Source organism: Buttiauxella sp. (assembly GCF_035271705.1).
Taxonomy (GTDB): Bacteria; Pseudomonadota; Gammaproteobacteria; order Enterobacterales; family Enterobacteriaceae; genus Buttiauxella.
This window is the reverse complement of sequence record NZ_DATERI010000212.1, coordinates 22,335-41,957: the sequence shown is the minus strand read 5'-3', so window position 1 is coordinate 41,957 and position 19,623 is coordinate 22,335. Positions and strand designations below refer to the sequence as shown.

Sequence of the window (19,623 nt, the reverse complement as noted above, 5' to 3'; positions counted from 1 at the left end):
CTTGCTCCTTTAAGGTAATAGGCCTTTGACGTCGATAGGCTTAGCTTCGTTTTCCGCTTCGCCTTTATCTTTGCCGTCGATTGCCATACCTGCCATCCGGTAGAAGTTATATTCCGGGTATTTACCCGGACCGGAGATCAGCAGGTCCTCTTTTTCGTACACCAAATCCTGACGCTTAAACTCGCCCAGTTCGAAGTCTGGAGTCAGTTGAATTGCCGTGGTTGGGCACGCTTCTTCGCACAAGCCACAAAAAATGCAGCGCGAGAAGTTGATTCGGAAAAACTCTGGATACCAGCGGCCATCTTTAGTTTCTGCTTTTTGCAAAGAGATACAGGCGACCGGGCACGCTACTGCACACAGGTTACAGGCAACACAACGCTCTTCGCCGTCCGGATCGCGCGTTAGCACGATGCGGCCACGGTAGCGCGGTGGTAAATACACTGGTTCTTCCGGATACATCTGCGTTTCGCGTTTGGCAAACGCGTGCAGACCAATCATCCAGATACTGCGTACCTGGGTGCCGAAACCAACCACTAACTCTTTCAATGTCATGGTTTTTTCACCCCTTATGGTGCCTGATAGAGAATGACCGCAGCGGTCACCAGCAAATTGACCAGTGTCAACGGCAGGCAAATTTTCCAGCCAAAGGACATCACCTGGTCATAACGAGGACGAGGTAATGATGCACGGATCAAAATGAACATCATCATGAAGAACGCGGTTTTCAACGCGAACCAGATGAACGGTGGTAACCACGGGCCATGCCAGCCACCAAAGAACAGGGTCACGATCAAGGCTGAAACCGTCACGATGCCGATGTATTCACCCACGAAGAACAGGCCAAACTTCATGCCTGAATATTCGATGTGGTAACCATCTGCCAGTTCTTGCTCTGCTTCTGGTTGGTCAAATGGGTGACGGTGACACACTGCCACGCCTGCGATAGCGAAGGTAATAAAGCCGAAGAACTGCGGAATCACGTTCCACAAGTTAGCTTGGTTATCAACGATATCGCCCATATTGAACGAACCCGCCTGTGCAACAACCCCCATCAGAGACAGACCCAGGAACACTTCGTAGCTGAGCGTCTGCGCAGAAGCACGCATCGCACCCAACAGCGAGTATTTGTTGTTACTTGACCAGCCAGCGAACAGTACGGCGTAAACCGCAAGACCCGCCAGCATCAGGAAGAACAAAATACCAATATTCAGGTCAGCAACGACCCAGCTTGGGCTGACCGGCACAATGGCAAAGGCCAGCAGAAGCGAGGTGAAGGCAATCATTGGTGCCAGGGTAAAGATGACTCGGTCCGCAAAGCGCGGAGTCCAGTCTTCTTTAAAGAACATTTTGATCATGTCCGCGACGAGCTGAAGCGAGCCGCCCCAGCCAACACGGTTAGGTCCGTAACGGTTCTGGAACAGACCCAGCAAACGGCGCTCACCAAAACTCATGAACGCGCCGCATGTCACCACGACCAGCAGGATAACCACCGCTTTGAGAATGCTCAGCAGAATGTCGATAACATCCGGTGTTAACCAACTCATTGGCCAGCCTCCTGAAGATTTTCAAGACGAGCACCCGCCAGTACCGGAGCAATGCCAGGCATCCCCATCGGTAAACCCACCTGCCCTGCTGACAGCCCTTCGGAAAGTTGCAACGGCAGACTCAGTGATTGGCCTTCATAGCTAAACGAAATCAGGCTTCCCGCATTCACGCCCAGTTTTGCAGCATCTGCTGGGTTAAGCTTGATGTAAGGTTCGGCCATCCGGCTCTGGAAAATCGGAGAGCGCTGTGACATTTCATCGCTGCCAAACAGATGGTAGTAAGGCGCAATACGCCATTTACCTTCTTCTGCCTGGAAGATTTCCGGTACGTCGGTGAAGTAATCAATACCTGTTTCGGAAGCTTCAATCAGACGCACACCCGGGTCACCATGGCGCAGTTTGCCACCCACTTCGGCCTGGAATTTGTTCCATGCTTGCGGTGAGTTCCAGCCTGGTGCCCATGCGAATGGAATCTGCTGACGGATTGCCGACGGGCTGTTGTTCCCTTCCATCGAGAAGGCGAACATGGTGTCTTTATCCTGTGGCTGACGCGGTTCATGCACGCTAATGTTCGCGCGCATCGCCGTACGACCACTGGAACGAATTGGCGAACGTGACAGTTTCTGACCACGGATACGGAAGCTGGCATCAGGTGCCGCTTCTTTAATCCCAGCCAGTTGCGGCAACGCTTTCACGCAAGCATCGATAACATCGTCAAGCTGCGTCCAGTCCACTTCACGGCTTTCAACCGTGCTTTGCAAGGAGTGCAGCCAACGCCAGCTTTCGAGCATCACAACCGAGTGGTCGTAGTAGGACGGGTCATAAACCTGGAAGAAACGTTGCGCACGGCCTTCGTTGTTAATAACCGTACCGTCGCTTTCAGCAAAGCTTGCGGTAGACAGCACCAGATGGGCTTTGTCCATAATCGCGGTACGCTGATGGTCGATAACCATCACCAGCGGAGCTTTGCTCAGGGCCGCATCAACGCGAGCTGCAGAAGCATGGCGATGCAGATCGTTTTCCAGTACCACTACCGCATCGGCAGCGCCACTTTCCAGTTCACTCAACGCTTCTTCAAGCGAGCCGCCACCAATCAGACCCAGACCCACGCTGTTCACTGCACGCGCGACCATAGTGATACCGACATCGGCACCACGGCCTTTCAGTGCTTTCGCAACGTTTGCTGCTGCCTGAATCACTGCTGTGCTACCGGCGTTAGTACCGGAAACAATCAGGGGTTTCTTCGCACCCGCCAATGCCTGAACAATCACGTCGACTTTGTTTTTCAAGTCGCGGTCGAGTTCAACGGCTGGGGAATTGCTGTCCAGCGCATGGGCAATCGCAAAGCCCAGACGCGCCTGATCTTCAACCGGCGCACGGTAAGTCCACGCGGCGATGTCGTCCAGACGGGTACTGTCAATGTTGGTGACAAACAGTGGATGTTTAGCGTTTTGGCCAATGTTGAGGATGGCCGCAATCTGCCAGTCAGCCACTTTCTGGGCTGCTGCCATATCACGTGATTTGCCTTTTACTGCCTGACGCACAGCCAGCGCAACACGCGCACCGGTTTGTGTAATGTCTTCGCCAAGCACCAGAACGGCATCGTAGGATTCGATTTCACGCAGCGCTGGAGTATGAATACCACTTTCTTGCAGCACTTTGAGCATCAGTTGCAGACGCGCTTGTTCGCCGGTTGCAATACCGGTGTAGAAGTTGTCTGCACCCACCAGTTCACGCAGTGCGAAGTTACTTTCAACACTGGCGCGCGGGGAGCCAATACCGATAACTTTCTTCGACTGGCGCAGAATATCTGCCGCACCCTGCATCGCTTGTTCAGCGTTCAGCGCTATCAAATCGTCACCACGACGTTGGATTGGCTGACGTGGACGGTCTTTCAGGTTGACGTAGCCATAACCAAAGCGGCCACGGTCACACAAGAAGTAGTGGTTTACGGTACCGTTATAGCGGTTTTCGATACGACGCAATTCACCGTAGCGCTCGCCAGGGCTGGTGTTACAGCCGATGCTGCACTGTTGGCAGATGCTTGGTGCAAACTGCATGTCCCACTTACGGTTATAGCGCTCGGAGTGCGTTTTATCCGTGAACACGCCTGTCGGGCAAATTTCTACCAGGTTACCGGAGAATTCGCTCTCAAGCGTGCCATCTTCAGTACGACCGAAGTAAACGTTGTCATGAGCGCCATAGACGCCCAGATCTGTGCCGTCGGCATAATCTTTGTAGTAACGCACACAGCGGTAACAGGCAATACAGCGGTTCATTTCGTGAGAAATGAATGGTCCGAGATCCTGGTTACGGTGAGTACGTTTGGTAAAGCGGTAGCGACGGAAGCTATGACCGGTCATCACCGTCATATCTTGCAGGTGGCAGTTGCCGCCTTCTTCACAAACCGGACAGTCGTGCGGGTGGTTAGTCATCAACCATTCCACAACGCTTTCACGGAATTCCTTTGCTTCACCATCGTCAATAGAGATAAACGTACCGTCTGAGGCGGGTGTCATACATGACATCACCAGGCGGCCACGAAGATCTTCTGCGTTCTGATATTGCTTCACCGCACACTGGCGGCAAGCACCGACGCTGCCTAGCGCCGGGTGCCAGCAAAAATAAGGAATATCAAGGCCGAGTGACAGACATGCTTGCAGCAGGTTGTCTGACCCGTTTACCTCATATTCTTTGCCGTCTACATGAATCGTAGCCATAGTCAGCATGCTTCCAGTTGGCCTGAATAATCTTCGCCTTTCACACTGTGGCTGCGTTGGCTACCCTCGCTCACCCTCGTCGTTTAGTTAACTAAACTCCCAGGGCTTCGCTCCATTGCCGCCTTGCCTCAGCGCGAAACTCTTGATTATTTTTTAGGCATTAATAATAAAATTTTATAACCTGCAAACGTGTTGTCAGGTGTTACCAGCGCGCTTTTAACAAGTTCGGTTGAATGCCACTAATGGCACGAGTGTTACCGAAATCTTGTTTGGCAATGCCGGCTTCGAATTCTTCGCGGAAGTATTTAATCGCGCTCTGCAACGGTTCAACCGCACCTGGCGCATGCGCACAGAAGGTTTTACCCGGTCCGAGGAGACGACACAGTTGCTCAAGTGTCTCGATATCCCCAGGTTGGCCTTCGCCACGTTCCAGCGCACGCAGAATTTTTACACTCCACGGCAAGCCGTCACGGCAAGGTGTGCACCAGCCGCAAGATTCACGTGAAAAAAACTCTTCCAGATTACGCACCAGCGGCACCATACCAATTTCATGGTCAACGGCCATCGCCAGCGCCGTACCCAGACGGCTACCCGCTTTGCCAATGCTTTCAAACTCCATCGGCAGATCAAGGTGTGATTCGGTCAGGAAGTCAGTCCCTGCCCCACCCGGCTGCCAGGCTTTGAATTTCAGGCCATCGCGCATGCCACCCGCGTAATCTTCGAGAATCTCACGTGCGGTGGTGCCGAACGGTAATTCCCAAACACCAGGGTTTTTCACACGACCAGAGAAGCCCATCAGCTTGGTGCCAGCATCTTTGCTGGTCGAAATGCCCTGGTACCACTCCACGCCGTTGGCCAGAATCGCTGGCACGTTACACAGCGTTTCGACGTTGTTTACGCAAGTCGGTTTACCCCACACACCGCTTGACGCAGGGAATGGTGGTTTAGAACGTGGGTTCGCGCGGCGGCCTTCCAGAGAGTTAATCAGTGCGGTTTCTTCACCACAGATATAACGCCCCGCACCGGTGTGCACGATAAGCTCGAAATCAAAACCCGACCCGAGAATGTTTTTACCCAGCAAACCGGCTTCGGTCGCTTCTTGAATCGCACGGCGCAAATGCACAGCCGCTTCGATGTATTCGCCACGCAGGAAAATGTAACCGCGATACGCTTTGAGCGCGAACGCGGAAATCAGCATGCCTTCCACCAAAAGGTGCGGCAGTTGCTCCATCAGCAGACGGTCTTTATAAGTGCCCGGTTCCATTTCATCGGCGTTACACAGCAGGTAACGGATGTTCATGGATTCGTCTTTCGGCATCAGGCTCCACTTCAGACCGGTGGAGAAGCCCGCACCGCCGCGCCCTTTCAGGCCAGAGTCTTTAACACGACTGACGACTTCATCCGGTGCCAAACCCGTCAGTGCCAAACGCGCACCTTCGTAACCGTTTTTGCTACGATATTCATCCAGCCAGACAGGCTGTTTGTCATCGCGCAACCGCCAGGTCAGCGGATGGGTTTCGGCAGTACGAATAACGGTTTTCATTTGTACTGCTCCAGCAAATCAGGGATCGCTTCCGGCGTCAGATGACTGTGCGTATCGTCGTCAATCATCATGGTCGGCCCTTTGTCGCAGTTGCCCAGACAGCAAGTCGGCAGCAGTGTAAAGCGGCCATCAAACGTGGTTTGACCCGGTTTGATGCTCAGTTTTGCTTCAATAGCCGACTGAATGCCCTGGTAGCCCGTAATGTGGCAAACCACGCTATCGCAATAACGAATAACATGGCGACCTACCGGCTGGCGGAAAATCTGGCTGTAGAATGTGGCAACACCTTCTACGTCGCTGGCAGGAATTCCCAGAACTTCAGCAATGGCATCAATAGCGCCGTCAGGCACCCAGCCACGCTGTTTCTGAACAATCTTCAGCGCTTCAATAGATGCAGCACGAGCATCTTCGTAATGATGTTTTTCGTGCTCAATAGCATCGCGCTCGGCCGCACTCAGCTCAAATGCTTCAGCCTGGGGTTGTTGTTTATCGTGCATAGTTAGCGATCCACATCAGACATTACAAAATCGATACTACCCAGATAGACAATCAGGTCAGAAACCAGGCTTCCGCGAATCGCCGACGGGATTTGCTGCAAATGCGCAAAGCTCGGGGTACGGATGCGGGTACGGTAGCTCATTGTGCTGCCGTCGCTGGTCAGGTAGTAACTGTTAATCCCTTTCGTCGCTTCAATCATCTGGAAAGATTCGTTAGCCGGCATGACCGGGCCCCACGAAACTTGCAGGAAGTGAGTGATCAGGGTTTCAATATGTTGCAGCGTGCGCTCTTTCGGTGGCGGCGTTGTCAGCGGATGATCGGCTTTGAACGGGCCAGCAGGCATGTTTTTCAGGCACTGGTCAAGAATGCGCAAGCTCTGGCGAAGTTCTTCAACTTTCAACATCACACGGGTGTAGCAGTCACTCACGCCACCGCCGACCGGGATTTCGAAGTCGAAGTTTTCATAGCCAGAATATGGGCGCGCTTTGCGGATATCGAAATCGACACCCGTTGCACGCAGGCCAGCACCGGTGGTACCCCACTCCAGCGCTTCTTTCTTACCGTATGCGGCAACGCCCTGAGAACGCCCCTTCAGGATGGTGTTACGCAGTGCGGCTTTCTCGTAGGAATCCAGACGTTTTGGCATCCAGTCGAGGAACTCTTTGAGTAGGCGTTCCCAACCGTTTGGCAAATCGTGAGCAACACCGCCAATACGGAACCAGGCTGGGTGCATACGGAAACCGGTAATCGCTTCGACCAGGTCATAGATTTTCTGACGGTCGGTAAAGGCGAAGAACACCGGAGTCATCGCGCCCACGTCCTGGATAAACGTGGAGATGTACAGTAAGTGGCTGTTGATACGGAACAGTTCAGACAGCATGACGCGGATAACGTCTACACGCTCTGGAACCTTGATGCCCGCCAGTTTTTCAACCGCCAACACGTATGGCATTTCGTTAACGCAGCCGCCGAGGTATTCGATACGGTCGGTGTACGGAATGTAGCTGTGCCAGGACTGACGCTCACCCATTTTCTCAGCACCACGGTGGTGGTAACCGATATCCGGAACGCAATCGACAATTTCTTCACCGTCGAGTTGCAGGACAATACGGAATGCACCGTGTGCAGATGGGTGGTTTGGACCGAGGTTCAGGAACATGAAGTCTTCATGCTCGCTGCTGCGCTTCATGCCCCACTCTTCAGGCTTGAAGGTCAGCGCTTCCATCTCGAGGTCTTCTTTCTGTTTGGTCAATTCAAACGGATCGAACTCGGTGGCACGCGCTGGATAATCTTTACGCAGTGGATGGCCTTCCCACGTTGGCGGCATCATGATGCGCGTCAGGTGCGGGTGACCATTAAAGGTGATGCCAAACATTTCCCAGGTTTCACGCTCATACCAGTTCGCGTTCGGGAAAAGCTTGGTGAGTGTAGGCACATTCAGATCGTTTTCAGACAGCGCCACCTTGAGCATGATGTCGCGGTTGCGATCGATAGAAATCAGGTGGTAGAAAACGGAAAAATCCGCAGCCGGTAAACCGTTGCGGTGAGTACGAAGACGTTCGTCCATGCCGTGTAAGTCGAACAACATGACGTAGGGCTTCGGGAGTCTCTTTAAGAAATCGCCAACTTCGAGCAATTGTTCGCGCTTAACCCAGACCACTGGAACACCAGTGCGGGTTGGCTGAACAGTGAAGGCATCCGGCCCAAAACGGTTACGCAGTTCGCCAATAACCGGATCATCTAAATGGTCTCGGGTTTGCCAGGCTTCCTGGTTGGCATCATGCGCAGTTAAATCGGTCATAATTCTCACCATTGCAAATGGTACTGTGGTGACTGTGGTCAGCGGCTTCGCGCTAGTATTATTGATATGCGAATTATTTTGGGTAACAACTCACACTGCCCACAGGCGCATATTAAATTTCGTCTGGTGTCCGCAAGTTGGTGACAGCGATACGCTCGCCACGCTTACGTTCACGCTCTGATTGCATGTTGGCGCGATAAACACCTTGATCGCCAACGACCCAAGACAGTGGACGACGCTCTTTGCCAATGGACTCTTGCAGCAGCATAAGTGCTTGCATGTAAGCTTCCGGGCGCGGTGGGCAACCTGGGATGTAAACATCCACTGGCAGGAATTTATCCACGCCTTGCACCACAGAGTAGATGTCGTACATGCCGCCTGAGTTGGCGCAAGCACCCATCGAAATAACCCATTTTGGCTCGAGCATTTGGTCGTAAAGGCGCTGAATAACCGGAGCCATTTTGGTAAAGCAGGTCCCTGCAATAACCATCAGGTCAGCCTGACGCGGAGATGCACGCAGTACTTCGGCACCAAAACGAGCCACGTCATGTACGGCGGTAAATGAAGTCACCATCTCAACGTAACAGCAAGAAAGGCCAAAGTTATAAGGCCAAATTGAGTTTTTACGACCCCAGTTCACCATATCGTGCATGGCATGTTCGAGCTTGCCCATATACACACTACGGTTGATTTCTTGATCAAGAGGATCGCTTACGATCTCCTGTTTTTGCAGGGGGTAACGGTCGTTCTCACCGTTGGGGTCTATGCGGGTGAGCGTATAGTCCATCTTATTGCCTCATTTTATGCTCGTTATCATTCAATTTACAGTTGCGTTGGCTGCGTTATTCGGCTCATCCGTGAGCCTCACCCCGTTGGGGCCGCTGTAAACAGCGTTCAAATCTGCTCCAGGCAGATTTGTCATAAACCCCAATCACTTACCTGAGTAAGCTCATGGGATTTACTCGCTTGCCGCCTTGCTGTAATCCGAATTTTTTAGAGCATCTTGCGTATGACGGTTAGTGAGACTGTCGGTTTCCGGGTTGATTTGGGCGCGGCGCGAACGCGTAGGAGTCCAATCAAGCGCGCCAATGCGCACCAGATACACCAGACCTGCCAGTAGCACAAATATGAAAATTGCGGCCTCAACGAAGCCTACCCATCCGCTTTCACGAATAGAGACTGACCACGCGTAGAGATACAAGGCTTCCACGTCGAAGATGACGAAGAACATGGCAACCAAGTAGAACTTAGCGGATAGCCGTAAGCGCGCTGTACCAACTGAGTCGATACCTGACTCGAAGGGAGTGTTTTTGTGCCGACCCTTAGCTCTCCCGCCAAGGAACCAGGCCCCGAGAAGCATTACGCAACACAGGCCAATGGCAACAATAAGAAAGACTGCGAACGCCCAGTGGTGAGCGATAACTTCAGTGGATGTTGACATACTCATTGCTTACTCATCAAAAGTGGCGCCAAAGTCTCTGCTCTTGCTGGCAGATGAACACCACATCGATTCATGGGGAGGAACAATTAACCTTACAATTAGTGCCAGAATCAAAACTTTACCAGCAAATTGATGGGGTTTTTTACTCCTTTCTATAACCTTTTGTCAACTTTAACAAAAGTATCCACACATTAATTTACATGACAGCAACTTCATTAACATTTAATGCGTTAAAAACGAGTAACGTTAGGTTACCAACTCGTTTCTAATGACGTTGAATCGTGTCCGTTACGTTGGAAAAAATTAGCTGCGGCTCTATTTTGGCAGGAAATCCCAACTATTCATCCCCCTAATAGGGAGTATTTTCTTGATCTGAGACACGCTTCTGTTAATTCACATCAAAAACCAACAACATTGCAGCCAATTTTTTAACATTTAAAGCGATTTTGATTTGTAGGATGTATGGGCAGGATAGGTAGCAAGGAAAGGGGAAAGCAGATTGTTTTAAAACGTGTTTTTGCGAAAAATAAAAAAACCCACCCTATGCTGATTAAAAAATAAGCCATTGAGACAAAAATGCTCCTCAATGGCCTATTTTCAAATTTCATAATTTGTGACTCACAAATCACCAGTCCTCTAAATAATTCGAGTCGCAGGTAGGCGGCCAGGGAGCAACCCCCCAGGAGCTTACACAAGTCAGTGACTGGGGTTGGTGAGCGCAACCAACCCCCCTGCGCCTCGAAGTATGACGGGGGAGACGTTACTCGAAATCACTTTCCATTAACACCGAGTCACCCTCTGCAGCAGAAGAGTCCATGTAACGATAGGGATTTGGGCTGTTTTCCAGCGTGCTGAAAATAGCTTGAGCGAGTTCATTGCTGGTTTGCAGATTACGACACAGCATATATTGCGTATCAGGCATAAACGGCAGGCCATCGCTGATTCCCAACACGCGGAGTTCTGGACTCATCATTTCTACCGGACGAGAGGTAATCCCCAACCCGGCTTTTACTGCTGCGCGCACGGATGAAAGTGTCGAAGCAACATAGGCAATACGCCATGGAATGCGTGCTGTATTCAATTGCTCAAGCATCATGTCCCGATATGGGCTCGGGTTATCGAGCACAATCAAAGGCACCGTTTCCCCTTTCTGGAAGACGTAATCAGCGGCGCAGTACCATAAGGTTGGTGAAGTCCGTAAAACAATGGTTTCAAAATTCGTAGGTTTCGATGTGGTGACGACTAAATCCACTTCCTGTTGATTCAGCATCTCTAGCGTTAATGGGTTACGTTTAACACGCACATCTAGCGCCAATTTAGGGTAAACCGAGCTTATCCTGTTTAGCAGAAACGGCAGAATGGTGTCCGCTGTTTCATCAGATGCTCCGATAGTTAATACACCCTGTAAATTACTGAACATTAGCGAAGTACAAGCTTCATCATTAAAACGCAGAATCTTTCGCGCATAACCCAGCAGTTGGATACCGTGCTCGGTCAGCAGTTTATTTCGCCCATGGCGGGCAAAAAGCTCTTTTCCTACTAACTGTTCAAGACGCTGCATCTGCTGGCTCACTGCCGATTGAGTACGGCAAACCGCAACGGCTGCAGCGGCAAAGGTATTGAGATCCGCTACGGCAACAAAAGTCCTGAGCAGATCGAGGTCAAGATTGAGTATCGGACGATTTGCGTTAATCATATTTTTTTCACTAGTAGGTTGCTCTTACGAGTCTGCCTTAGTTTTATTGCTGTGATTTATCAAAAAGATAAAGCAATTCCCTTTTACAGAACGTCTCTCACGGGGGAGCACTGTCTTCCAGACAGTCGTTCTGACTTTTTTATTTGACATGCCCTCAGGCTAATGCGATTCAATAACGCAACGCATTTACCTAAGATATAATACGGACCTTAACAACATACAAACATTCGTCTTAACAGAGTCATTACCACAATCAAAACTGAGTAATTATTCTGAATCCATTCAGCATTGAGTTTATTTATTCAACTAATGGCAGTAACAAGTGTAGATTGGGTAAAAAATTTTTTTAGGGCATTTCGTAGCATTGGCAATTGAAACAACACAACGCCGACAAACCAATCTTCAACAAAACATAGGGTTGTGTTATTTATAGCAAATACTACCTACCATTTCCGGTAGTGTATCTTACCGTAAAAAGCGGTAACTCATAACTTTTGTTGCGAATTATCTGATCTCATTCTCTTTTTTAATTCACTCATCAATGACTTATTCATCGAAATACCCAAAACTCTATAAGCTAAAAGAGAAGCAACTTAACTCTATTCTATGTTTATATTAATCGCATAGCTGGTTATTTTTATATACATATTATTAACTCACGCTCACGCACTCCATTTAACCTTCAGCATGAATATTCAATTTTCCTTAACTATTACTCAATTTAATTTTCATTTCGAATAGCAGCACCCACTACATTACTTACATTAAAGTAGTTTATGTAATTGCTAAGTGTTTTGTATGCTATATTTTTAATTGCTTTACATGCAATCAACAATAGATAACGCTCCCAAACAGTCATTCAATCGATTTTACCTCGAGTCTCAGAATTGAAGATTTATTCCTCTTTGGCGCTTCGACAACCTTCAAATCCAGGCGTTGCAGGAGTACATTGTTGCCTGGTCGCTTCCACGGCAGGAAGTGGCGCTAACATTTAAGGTCAGGTTCATGTCCCCAATCGAAAAATCCAGCAAACTTGATAACGTCTGTTATGACATCCGTGGCCCAGTGCTTAAAGAGGCGAAGCGCCTCGAAGAAGAAGGGAATAAAGTCCTCAAGCTGAATATTGGCAACCCGGCGCCATTTGGCTTTGATGCCCCGGATGAAATCCTTGTCGATGTGATTCGTAACCTGCCTACAGCGCAGGGGTATTGCGATTCAAAAGGACTCTACTCCGCACGTAAAGCCATCATGCAGCATTATCAGGCACGTGAAATGCGGGACGTGACGGTTGAAGATATCTACATCGGCAACGGTGTTTCTGAGTTGATTGTTCAATCCATGCAAGCATTGTTGAACAGCGGTGATGAGATGCTGGTCCCGGCTCCTGATTATCCTTTATGGACCGCAGCCGTTTCGCTTTCCAGTGGCAAAGCCGTTCATTACTTATGTGATGAGACTGCCGACTGGTTCCCTGACCTTGATGACATTCGCGCTAAAATCACGCCTCGTACCCGCGGTATCGTGATAATCAACCCCAACAACCCAACCGGTGCGGTCTACTCGAAGGAACTGTTGCTGGAGATTGTTGAAATCGCGCGTCAGCATAATTTGATTATTTTCGCTGATGAAATTTACGACAAGATTCTGTACGACGAAGCGCAGCACCATTCGATTGCAGCATTGGCGCCAGATCTGCTGACCGTGACATTTAATGGTTTGTCCAAAACCTACCGCGTGGCGGGCTTCCGTCAGGGTTGGATGGTACTCAATGGGCCGAAGAAACACGCGAAAGGTTATATCGAAGGGCTAGAAATGCTGGCGTCTATGCGCCTGTGTGCCAACGTTCCGGCGCAACATTCCATTCAAACCGCACTGGGTGGTTATCAAAGCATCAGCGAATTTATCGTTCCAGGCGGGCGCCTGTACGAGCAGCGTAACCGTGCTTGGGAACTGCTTAACGATATTCCGGGGGTGTCATGCGTGAAGCCACGCGGTGCGCTGTATATGTTCCCTAAAATTGACGCTAAGCGCTTTAACATCCATGACGACCAAAAAATGGTGCTAGACTTTTTATTACAGGAAAAAGTGCTATTGGTTCAAGGGACTGCGTTTAACTGGCCGTGGCCTGATCATGTGCGCATTGTCACCTTACCGCGCGTTGATGAGCTGGAGATGGCTATCAATAAATTTGGTCGCTTCCTGGGTCACTACCAGCAGTAATTTTTAGCCTGAAAAGGTGGATAAGCGTAAGCTGGGTCCACCGCTTTCTCGGCGGGTAACGTTCTGCTTACCCGCCCTACAGACCCCGAGTGTATCTATGAGTCAGAGCCATTTTTTTGCCCACCTTTCACGTCTGAAATTAATCAACCGTTGGCCGCTAATGCGCAATGTGCGGACCGAAAATGTTTCGGAGCATAGCCTACAAGTCGCGATGGTCGCCCATGCCTTAGCCGTGATAAAGAACCGCAAATTTAACGGCCAGATCAACGCCGAGCATGTCGCGCTATTAGCGATGTATCACGATGTCAGTGAAGTGCTGACCGGTGACCTGCCGACTCCGGTGAAATATTTCAACTCGCAAATAGCCCATGAATACAAAGCTATCGAGAAAATTGCCCAGCAGAAATTGATCGATATGGTGCCAGAAGAGTTACGCGATATTTGGGCGCCGCTTATCGATGAACATCAAAGTAGTGATGAAGAGCGAGCCATCGTCAAACAGGCTGATGCGTTATGCGCTTACCTGAAGTGCCTGGAAGAACTTTCTGCGGGAAACAATGAATTCTTACTGGCAAAGAGCCGCCTCGAGAAAACGCTATCGGACCGCCACAGCGAAGAGATGGACTATTTCATGACTGTTTTTGTACCGAGCTTCCAGCTTTCGCTCGATGAAATTAGCCAGGATTCGCCATTGTAATAAATCCCCAAAATAATTGGAGTTGCATTGAAGCGGCAAGAGAGCAAATCCCCAGGAGCTTACATAAGTAAGTGACTGGGGTTTGTGACAAATCTGCCCGGAGCAGATTTGAACGCTATTTTTAGCGGCCCCAAAGGGGTGAGGCTCATGGATGAGCCGAATAACGTAGCCAACAAAGATGCAGCTTCAAGTATGAAGGGGATTAGAATGGAAACAGCATCGGCACCATCACCACACTCACCACCATCACAATCACGGTAAATGGCACGCCCATTTTCACAAAATCACTGAACTTATAATTCCCCGGCCCCAGAACCAGAGTATTCACTGGCGATGAAACGGGTGTCATAAACGCAGCAGACGCGGCAAGTGCGACAATCATGGCGAACGGATAAGGCGAGACCCCCATAGTTTTTGCCGCAGCCAGGGCAATTGGCGCCATCAGCACAGCTGTCGCCGTGTTAGAGATAAACAGGCCAATCGCGGCACACATCACAAACAGGCAAATCAGCATCAGATAGGGGCCGTAACCACCGCCCATCCGCATCAGTCCGTTCACTATCAAATCTACGCCACCCGTTTTTTGCAATGCAAGCGCAAAAGGCATCATCCCGACAATCAAGATAATGCTCGGCCAATGCACCGCTTTATAAGCACTTTCCATATCGATGCAGCGGAATTTACCCATCAGTAAACAGGCGATCATCGCAGCAATCGTATTCGGAATTTCGTCAGTCAGCATGAGCGCAACCATCAGCGCCAGACAGAAAATAGCATGGGGTGCCTGACTGTGAGCAGGCGATGCCTCGCCCTCTTCCACCGGTAAGTTGAGTACCAGGAAATCGCGGCCTTTCTGCTGTAATTGGCTGATAAGCTTCCAGTCACCCACTACCAGCAAAATATCACCCAGTTGCAAGGACTCGTCCACCAGCAGCCCGTCCATCACTTCGCCATTGCGGCGTAACCCCACGACATTCAGGCCATAGCGTGTACGAAAACCAATTTCACGAATCGTTTGGCCAAGCAATTCTGAATCAGGGATCAATGAAACTTCAGCCATGCCAACATCCAGCGCCTGATCCGAGAAATACTCACCGCGCAGGACCATCGGTTCAAGCATCTGCTCGTGACAAAATTCACGCAAATCGACTTCAGAGGCAGACATATCAATCAACAAGACATCACGTGCGCGAAACTCTGTAGTCGCCGTGACATTGACAATAACCCTGCGGAATTTACGCCAGCGCTCAAGGCCGATGACGTACGCGCCATAACGCTCACGCAATTTTAAATCATCCAGACGTCGACCCACCATTGGCGAACCGGGACGAATAGCCAGACGCCGCGCACGCCCCGTCAGACGATAATCTTTGATCAAATCGCGAAAAGTACGGCGTCGCCAGTTTTGTTTACCGTCGTCTTTGTTATGCCCGCTTAACGCAAAACGTGCGATGAGCATGTAACCAATGCCCAACAGCAAAATAACCAGTCCAATAGGCGTGACGCTAAAGAACTGGAAGCCCTGCAAACCTTCACGTAACAGTTCGCTGTTTACCACCAGGTTTGGCGGTGTGGCGACCAGCGTCATCATGCCGCTTATCAGGCCCGCAAAACTTAAGGGCATCATTAAGCGTGATGGTGATGTTTTCATGCGCATCGAAACGCTGAGGACCACGGGGATAAAAATGGCCACCACGCCCGTCGAACTCATAAACGCGCCCAGTCCTGCCACGGTGAGCATCAGTAAAACAAGCATTTTGGTTTCGCTGCTGCCTGCCATGTCCACCAACCAGGAACCCATTTTGGAGGCAACACCGGTGCGCACCAGGCCATCGCCAATAATAAATAGCGCAGCAATAAGAATGACGTTGGGGTCGCTAAAGCCGGAGAAGGCTTCGTTAAGTGTGAGTGTGCCGCTGAGGACAAAGGCAATAATGACAAACAATGCGACCGCATCCATACGCACTTTTCCAGTGGCAAACAACACCACTGCGATTGCTAGCAGCGATAAAACCCAAATGAGTTCCGAGTTCAAAACAAATCCTTATGAGTTGTCTCTGGGAGAAAAATCATGCCATAAAAAAACCCCGCTATCGCGGGGCTAAATCATGTGTTTAGTGTTTTCTAAACACCTCGACAGTGTCATCTGGCAATTTTTGCACCAGAAGCTCAGTCAGTGAATGCAAAGCATATTCGACATGTTCAAGGCGCGGCGTATCCGCTGGGGCATTGACTGCAATCACATGGCAGCCCGCTGCCAAACCTGACAACACGCCTGCTGGGGCATCTTCCACCACCACGCACTCTTCTGGCTCTAAACCGAGCAGTTGCGCACCGAGCAAGTAAGCATCAGGCTCTGGTTTCCCGCGAGCAACGCGTTCAGCGGTAACCAGAACCTCAGGCTTCGGTAACCCACCCGCCACACGGCGAGCAGAAGCGACCGGAAAAGAACCCGAGGTCACGATAGCCCACGCAATACCCGCTTCGTTCAAATGAGTCAGCAGTTCAACGGCACCAGGCAACGCCACAATACCGTCGGTATCTTCAGACTCGATTTTTTCGAGACGCAAAAACTCCTGCTGGATCTCTTCTTCAGACGCGCCCGCCATAAAGTGACGTAACGAAGTGATCGCCTGTTTACCGTGAATGAAGCCTAAAACTTCCTGTGGCGAAATATCGAATCGTGTTGCCCAGTTTATCCAGGCTCGCTCGACTGCTGGCAGAGAGTCAACCAGCGTCCCATCCAAATCAAACAAGAAACCTTTGCACTTCACGGCGCATCTCCCCTCAGGCATTAATAATTTGCGCGATCTCGTTCGCACTTAAATGGTACTGACGTGGACAAGACTGCCAGACTTTCAACATGCGCTGATATTTTTCCCACATTGGGGTCTGCGCATTGAAGCCATGAGTACCCGCATCAAAATGAGCATAACGACCTTCGATGTTTACCATAAAGCGAACATAGCCCAGGAAACGAGCTTCGGTAGCCGCATCAAAGCCAAGGAAAGTCACACGACGTTCGTCGATTTCTTGGTTGTCCTTCAGATTGGTCCAGGAGACATGCAGCGCGTGATACATCTCCATGATGTCGATAACCATGCGGCAGGTTTCTTCCGTCAGCTCACCAAATTCACGATCAAGTTCGCGCATTTGCAGGCCGTAGCCACGCTCAATAATCGTTTGCAGGCGACGATAACGCTCGGCATTATCCGGGTCGAGCATGGTCATCATTTTGTACTGATTAGATAAAATCAGACGCTGGGCGTTAGTCATTTCCATTTCTTAGCTCCTGTTGCGCAGGAAGAATCCTGCGAAAAATATCCTTCTTTATATGCGTAATGGCAGGGATTTTACAAATCATCCAGAAAAGTTTTATCCAACTGCTTGAACGCACGTTTCAAAACTTCTGCCAGTGCCTGGTAGTCTGGCTTGCCTTCAAGAGGCGATAACGCCTGTCCTGCTTCTTGCAATTTGCCTCGCACTTCGTAGAACCAGCTCAAAATGGTGGGTGGAAGTGGCGTTACGGAACGCTTACCTAACCACCATAAACCCTGCATCGGCAGACTACAGGCGAATAAAGCGGTGGCAACTGCAGGGCCAAGTTGGCCGCCAAGTGCAATCTGCCAGGTCAGCGTGAACACAGCGAGGGGAGGCATAAAGCGAATGGCAAAACGCGTGGCGCGGATCACACGATTTTCTACAAAGATAGGCGCGAGGCGTTTATCAACAGGCCAGGTCTTTGAATAGTGTTGCCCACGGCTGAACATACTGAACCAGCTTGCGTGGCTATTTTGGGGTGTCGACATGGCTTTACCTCAACTTCACATATAAAAAATAAAATTTTTGTGCAATTTAACAACTCTAAATTACATGGTTCAAAATCTTTTGTCTTTAACCATAGCAATCAGGTATCCTGTGCCGGCCTTGATGGCCGTGAAGGGAAACCGCAGGTTGTCAAATTTTTGCTCTGTTCGCCATTGCACAAAAATCGCGCAAAATAGCGTAAAATCTAGAGTATTTATTCGCCATGCCAAAAAAACACTCCTGGCATGACGTTAATCATAAATGTCAGGCTCATCATGCGCTACGCTGAGAGACTAACTGACGTTTTTTTAGCCACGTATAAAAGTAGGTACTTCCATGTCGAGTAAGCTAGTACTGGTTCTGAACTGCGGTAGCTCATCACTGAAATTCGCAATTATTAATGCGGTAAATGGTGACGAGTACCTCTCTGGTTTAGCCGAGTGTTTCCATCTTCCTGAAGCACGTATCAAGTGGAAAATGGATGGCGGTAAACAAGAAGCGGCTTTGGGTGCAGGCGCCGCTCACAGCGAAGCTCTTAACTTTATGGTTAATACCATTCTGGCACAAAAACCTGAATTGTCCGAGCAGCTGACCGCTATCGGTCACCGTATTGTTCACGGTGGCGAGAAGTACACCAGCTCCGTCATTATCGACGAAACCGTGATTCAGGGCATCAAAGATTCTTCTTCTTTTGCACCGCTGCATAACCCAGCGCACCTGATTGGTATCGCGGAAGCACTGAAATCCTTCCCTAAATTGGCTGATAAAAACGTTGCTGTGTTTGACACTGCATTCCATCAGACCATGCCAGAAGAATCCTATCTCTATGCTCTGCCGTACAAACTGTACAAAGAGCACGGCGTTCGTCGCTACGGCGCACACGGCACTAGCCACTTCTATGTGACTCAAGAAGCCGCGAAAATGCTGAACAAACCGGTAGAAGAGCTGAACGTCATCACTTGCCACTTGGGCAACGGTGGTTCTGTTTCTGCTATCCGTAACGGCCTGTGTGTTGACACCTCTATGGGTCTGACTCCACTGGAAGGTCTGGTGATGGGGACTCGTTCTGGTGACATCGATCCTGCGATTATCTTCCACCTGCACGATTCCCTGGGCATGAGCATTGATGACATCAACAAAATGCTGACCAAAGAATCTGGCCTGTTGGGTCTGACCGAAGTGACCAGCGACTGCCGTTATGTTGAAGACAACTATCTGACTAAAGCAGACGCTAAACGTGCAATGGACGTCTTCTGCCACCGCCTGGCGAAATATATCGGTTCTTACACTGCGCTGATGGATGGTCGTCTGGACGCAGTTGTATTCACCGGTGGTATCGGTGAAAACGCTGCGATGGTACGTGAACTGACTCTGGGCAAACTGGGCGTTCTGGGCTTTGAAGTTGACCACGAACGTAACCTGGCTGCTCGTTTCGGCAAGTCTGGCTTTATCAACAAAGAGGGTACCCGTCCTGCAGTGGTCATTCCGACCAACGAAGAACTGGTTATTGCTCAGGATGCATCTCGCCTGACCGCGTGATTCTCCTTACCGCCAGCCTTCGCTGGCGGTGTTGTTTTCTGAGTCCTGTAAAGGCTATACCCTAAATAATTCGAGTTGTAGGTAGGCGGCAAAGGAGTGAATCTCCAGGAGCTTACT

General features: G+C 50.0%; 16 protein-coding genes. 3 read left to right on the top strand and 13 right to left on the bottom strand.

Annotated elements, in window-relative coordinates; genetic code table 11:
• Positions 1–9: 9 nt before the first annotated feature.
• The 9 genes from nuoI to lrhA form a co-directional block, all read right to left on the bottom strand.
• Positions 10–552: an NADH-quinone oxidoreductase subunit NuoI gene (gene nuoI / locus VJY99_RS18800; protein WP_121268553.1), complete on the bottom strand. Its 543-nt coding sequence runs from the start codon at positions 550–552 to the stop codon at positions 10–12.
• A gap of 14 nt (positions 553–566) precedes the next feature.
• The gene (nuoH, locus tag VJY99_RS18795) at positions 567–1,544 is read right to left on the bottom strand and encodes an NADH-quinone oxidoreductase subunit NuoH (protein WP_324121187.1); all 978 of its coding nucleotides are present in this window, start codon (positions 1,542–1,544) and stop codon (positions 567–569) included.
• Complete coding sequence (nuoG, locus tag VJY99_RS18790) at positions 1,541–4,264, bottom strand: NADH-quinone oxidoreductase subunit NuoG (RefSeq protein ID WP_324121185.1); 2,724 nt, start codon at positions 4,262–4,264, stop codon at positions 1,541–1,543. Before nuoG ends, nuoH begins: the two co-directional genes overlap by 4 nt.
• Before the next feature lie 202 nt (positions 4,265–4,466).
• Positions 4,467–5,807 (bottom strand): NADH-quinone oxidoreductase subunit NuoF, encoded by a 1,341-nt coding sequence (gene nuoF / locus VJY99_RS18785; RefSeq protein WP_324121183.1) that lies wholly within the window; start codon positions 5,805–5,807, stop codon positions 4,467–4,469.
• Positions 5,804–6,304, bottom strand: a complete 501-nt coding sequence (gene nuoE / locus VJY99_RS18780; protein ID WP_324121181.1) for an NADH-quinone oxidoreductase subunit NuoE — start codon at positions 6,302–6,304, stop codon at positions 5,804–5,806. The genes nuoF and nuoE overlap by 4 nt, the downstream gene beginning before the upstream one ends.
• A 2-nt stretch (positions 6,305–6,306) precedes the next feature.
• On the bottom strand, positions 6,307–8,118 hold the full coding sequence (nuoC, locus tag VJY99_RS18775; protein WP_324121179.1) for an NADH-quinone oxidoreductase subunit C/D: 1,812 nt from the start codon (positions 8,116–8,118) through the stop codon (positions 6,307–6,309).
• Positions 8,119–8,218: 100 nt separating this feature from the next.
• Positions 8,219–8,893, bottom strand: a complete 675-nt coding sequence (gene nuoB, locus VJY99_RS18770) for an NADH-quinone oxidoreductase subunit NuoB (RefSeq protein ID WP_183270010.1) — start codon at positions 8,891–8,893, stop codon at positions 8,219–8,221.
• 171 nt (positions 8,894–9,064) lie between these two features.
• Positions 9,065–9,553: an NADH-quinone oxidoreductase subunit NuoA gene (gene nuoA / locus VJY99_RS18765; protein WP_324121178.1), complete on the bottom strand. Its 489-nt coding sequence runs from the start codon at positions 9,551–9,553 to the stop codon at positions 9,065–9,067.
• A gap of 754 nt (positions 9,554–10,307) precedes the next feature.
• Positions 10,308–11,243 (bottom strand): transcriptional regulator LrhA, encoded by a 936-nt coding sequence (gene lrhA / locus VJY99_RS18760; RefSeq protein WP_324121177.1) that lies wholly within the window; start codon positions 11,241–11,243, stop codon positions 10,308–10,310.
• 1,005 nt (positions 11,244–12,248) lie between these two features.
• On the opposite strand from lrhA, the gene alaA reads away from it, so the two are divergent.
• Both alaA and yfbR read left to right on the top strand, forming a co-directional pair.
• A complete protein-coding gene (gene alaA, locus VJY99_RS18755) occupies positions 12,249–13,463 on the top strand; it encodes an alanine transaminase AlaA (protein WP_324121176.1) in 1,215 nt (404 codons plus the stop codon).
• A gap of 97 nt (positions 13,464–13,560) precedes the next feature.
• Positions 13,561–14,160, top strand: a complete 600-nt coding sequence (gene yfbR, locus VJY99_RS18750; protein ID WP_324121175.1) for a 5'-deoxynucleotidase — start codon at positions 13,561–13,563, stop codon at positions 14,158–14,160.
• Between the two features lie 202 nt (positions 14,161–14,362).
• Here yfbR and VJY99_RS18745 read toward each other — a convergent pair whose 3' ends face one another.
• From VJY99_RS18745 to yfbV, 4 genes are all read right to left on the bottom strand, one after another.
• Positions 14,363–16,195: an SLC13 family permease gene (locus tag VJY99_RS18745; protein ID WP_324121173.1), complete on the bottom strand. Its 1,833-nt coding sequence runs from the start codon at positions 16,193–16,195 to the stop codon at positions 14,363–14,365.
• A 79-nt stretch (positions 16,196–16,274) separates the two neighbouring features.
• Positions 16,275–16,955 (bottom strand): sugar phosphatase, encoded by a 681-nt coding sequence (locus tag VJY99_RS18740; RefSeq protein ID WP_324121171.1) that lies wholly within the window; start codon positions 16,953–16,955, stop codon positions 16,275–16,277.
• Positions 16,948–17,442 (bottom strand): YfbU family protein, encoded by a 495-nt coding sequence (locus VJY99_RS18735; RefSeq protein ID WP_324121170.1) that lies wholly within the window; start codon positions 17,440–17,442, stop codon positions 16,948–16,950. Before VJY99_RS18735 ends, VJY99_RS18740 begins: the two co-directional genes overlap by 8 nt.
• Positions 17,443–17,513: 71 nt before the next feature.
• On the bottom strand, positions 17,514–17,969 hold the full coding sequence (yfbV, locus tag VJY99_RS18730; RefSeq protein WP_324121169.1) for a terminus macrodomain insulation protein YfbV: 456 nt from the start codon (positions 17,967–17,969) through the stop codon (positions 17,514–17,516).
• Positions 17,970–18,303: 334 nt separating this feature from the next.
• On the opposite strand from yfbV, the gene ackA reads away from it, so the two are divergent.
• Entirely contained in the window at positions 18,304–19,506 is a 1,203-nt protein-coding gene (ackA, locus tag VJY99_RS18725) for an acetate kinase (RefSeq protein WP_324121168.1), read from the top strand.
• Positions 19,507–19,623 lie beyond the last annotated feature (117 nt).